Below are 2,239 nucleotides of genomic sequence, written 5' to 3' on the forward strand. Positions count from 1 at the left end.
AAGAGCGCGGGCGCGAAACGGCGTTGCCCCGCAGAGTGCCGGCAGTCCTTCGCCGAGCAGGCAGCAAACAGGGAAGACGCGGAAAGGAAATGCGGGCGGCGCGTCAGCGCGGCCAGGTTTTCCCGGCGCCGCAGGCGCGCGGTCTTTCGAGGCGCGGCCAGACGGGGACCGATGCCCCCTTCGCCTGCTCTGTTCCCGAATCAGTCAACAAACATCGAGACCGGGATTTGAAATCGATTTGCCAGCGCCCGCATGTGATCAAAGGTCAGACTGCGTTCACCACAGAGGAACCGGCTGACGAGCGATTTATTACCTATCTCGTTTTCGAAATCGGACTGAGAAAGCCCGTATTGCTGCATAAGAACCCGCAGCAACGATACACCGTTTTTGCCTGCTTCGAAGCGCGTATTAAATTCTTCAAATTCCACCGCGTTATCTTCCCAGGCATCGATGCGGGCAGTCAGCATATCAACCAGCGGGCTGTCCGGATCATGTTCCAGAAGATATTCAACGAGTTTACGTGCCTCTTCGTAATCTTTGCGGGACGAACTGCCGCCCAGCAGAGGGACAATACTCGCCAGGTCATTCACCGCTTTATTGGCATCGCTAATCATTCAAACCTGCTGAATTTTAAAGTTAACACCGCAGGCTCTGGCGTACCGAACCAGTGTCTGAATACTCATTCGCGAAGCGTTCTTCTCCATACGTGAGATAGTAGGCGCTTTGATGCCCATACGTTCTGCAACCTGTGCCGACGTCAAACCCGCTTCTTTTCTCCATGTTGCTAAGGTTTCCCGAAGTAGCTCCGAGGCTTCTTCTGCCTCGAATGCCGCGCTGTACTCATGATCGTTCATTGCTTCGGTATGAACCTGGCTAAGGGTTTTATATTTCATTCTGCATTTCCTCCAGTCTGCGAAGTGCCTGATCTATTTCTGCCGGGGGCGTTTTTGGCGATTTTTTGATAAAGATCCGAAGTAGAAAAATACGTTCACCACTCTGATATACCCAGATTCCGCGGGCGATATCTGCCCCCATTGTACGTATTTCGAAAAGGCCGTTTCCAAGCGGCTTGGTATCTGGCTCGCGTAGCTGGCGAGGGTTTGCTTCCAGCTTCATGAGTAGCCTGGCCATTTTTGCACGAATGGCAGCAGGCAGAGCCGTAAACTCTTTTTCAGCCTCATCATGAAAGATGACTGTGAACATGAATGTAATCTCTGGTCCGTATGTGCACACATTAGCTCAAAAGCTAACTTAGCTCAAGAGCTAAGTTAGCTGGCTTCTCACTACCCGACCTTTACGACTTCAATGCCCAGGATCAGAGCGATGAATTCTGCTTTGTTCTGAAGCAACCAGGTGCGTGCTTCGGGTGCCTGAGCTTTGCTGATATCGATATCAAACTGATTAAGCGCTGCAGCATCGGCGTGTCCAAGTGTAATACCGCGCCACTGCATCCCTGCAAAATAGGCGTTCCCTGCCCCCTGCTGGATTTTTCCTTTCACGTGTTCCATTGCCCAGACCTCATTTCACACCCAGACGGCGGAACATATCGGCGATGATATTCCGGCGCGTATATGAAGCACCTGCGGCTTTCAGATCGGCCAGCACGTTATAGGCGTAACTGGCATCCTTTCCATGAAAAGCGATCACCTTTTCCGCTTTTGGTTCAAAACAGGATGGGGAAGTTTCCCGAAAGAAAGCCTCTGATGAGTGTTGATGGCCGTATACTTTCATTTTGCGTTACCTCTGGTCTTTAAGGGATGGCAGCGATACGCCGCCATCCGTGTTTATTTCTCAGCAGTCGTTTGCCGCCAGTTCACTCATCAGTACATCCCGTGCTTCCAGCGCGCGTTCCTCTTCGGCTAGCGTCAGCAGATAGCCGCGCTTTGCCGCAGCGCCCATTAACACCGGACGGTCTTTCAACGGCAGCGCATCCAGATAATCCAGCGCACCACCCAGCAGATGGGCCTGATACAGCTCGTAATGCATACCGCAGCTCCGACCAGCCTTTTTCTCGATACGTTCAAGCACTACATCGGCGCGGATAACATCGAACGGGTTTCGGGAATGAATGTTGCGCACAAAACCGTCAGTCCGGAGGGTTGTGCTTTCTTTGGTGGAGGGTTTTTCGTTGACGTTTTGTGTGCTCATCCAGCTTTCTCCTTTGTCTGTTTTTCTGCCTTTTAAAACCATCACCCGTTGAGTTGCCGGGGCCGCGGTTTTGACTTTGTGCGGGGACCTG

General features: G+C 52.3%; 6 protein-coding genes. All 6 read right to left on the reverse strand.

Features of this window, described 5'->3' with window-relative positions; all coding sequences use genetic code 11:
* Positions 1–200: 200 nt before the first annotated feature.
* The gene (locus ABLV54_RS13110; protein ID WP_023280875.1) at positions 201–614 is read right to left on the reverse strand and encodes a transcriptional regulator; all 414 of its coding nucleotides are present in this window, start codon (positions 612–614) and stop codon (positions 201–203) included.
* Positions 615–893 (reverse strand): helix-turn-helix transcriptional regulator, encoded by a 279-nt coding sequence (locus ABLV54_RS13115; RefSeq protein WP_004152721.1) that lies wholly within the window; start codon positions 891–893, stop codon positions 615–617.
* On the reverse strand, positions 883–1,203 hold the full coding sequence (locus tag ABLV54_RS13120; RefSeq protein ID WP_004152720.1) for a type II toxin-antitoxin system RelE/ParE family toxin: 321 nt from the start codon (positions 1,201–1,203) through the stop codon (positions 883–885). The genes ABLV54_RS13115 and ABLV54_RS13120 overlap by 11 nt, the downstream gene beginning before the upstream one ends.
* Before the next feature lie 80 nt (positions 1,204–1,283).
* Positions 1,284–1,508 carry a hypothetical protein gene (locus ABLV54_RS13125; protein WP_004152719.1) on the reverse strand — a complete coding sequence of 75 codons (225 nt, stop codon included), beginning with the start codon at positions 1,506–1,508 and terminating at the stop codon, positions 1,284–1,286.
* A gap of 10 nt (positions 1,509–1,518) precedes the next feature.
* A complete protein-coding gene (locus ABLV54_RS13130; protein WP_004152718.1) occupies positions 1,519–1,731 on the reverse strand; it encodes a hypothetical protein in 213 nt (70 codons plus the stop codon).
* Between the two features lie 60 nt (positions 1,732–1,791).
* Positions 1,792–2,148, reverse strand: coding sequence for a hypothetical protein (locus tag ABLV54_RS13135; protein WP_004152717.1), 357 nt, complete (start codon positions 2,146–2,148; stop codon positions 1,792–1,794).
* Positions 2,149–2,239: the final 91 nt, after the last annotated feature.

Origin of the sequence: Klebsiella sp. JB_Kp042 (genome assembly GCF_040065275.1) — a bacterium.
Taxonomy (GTDB): Bacteria; Pseudomonadota; Gammaproteobacteria; order Enterobacterales; family Enterobacteriaceae; genus Klebsiella; species Klebsiella quasipneumoniae.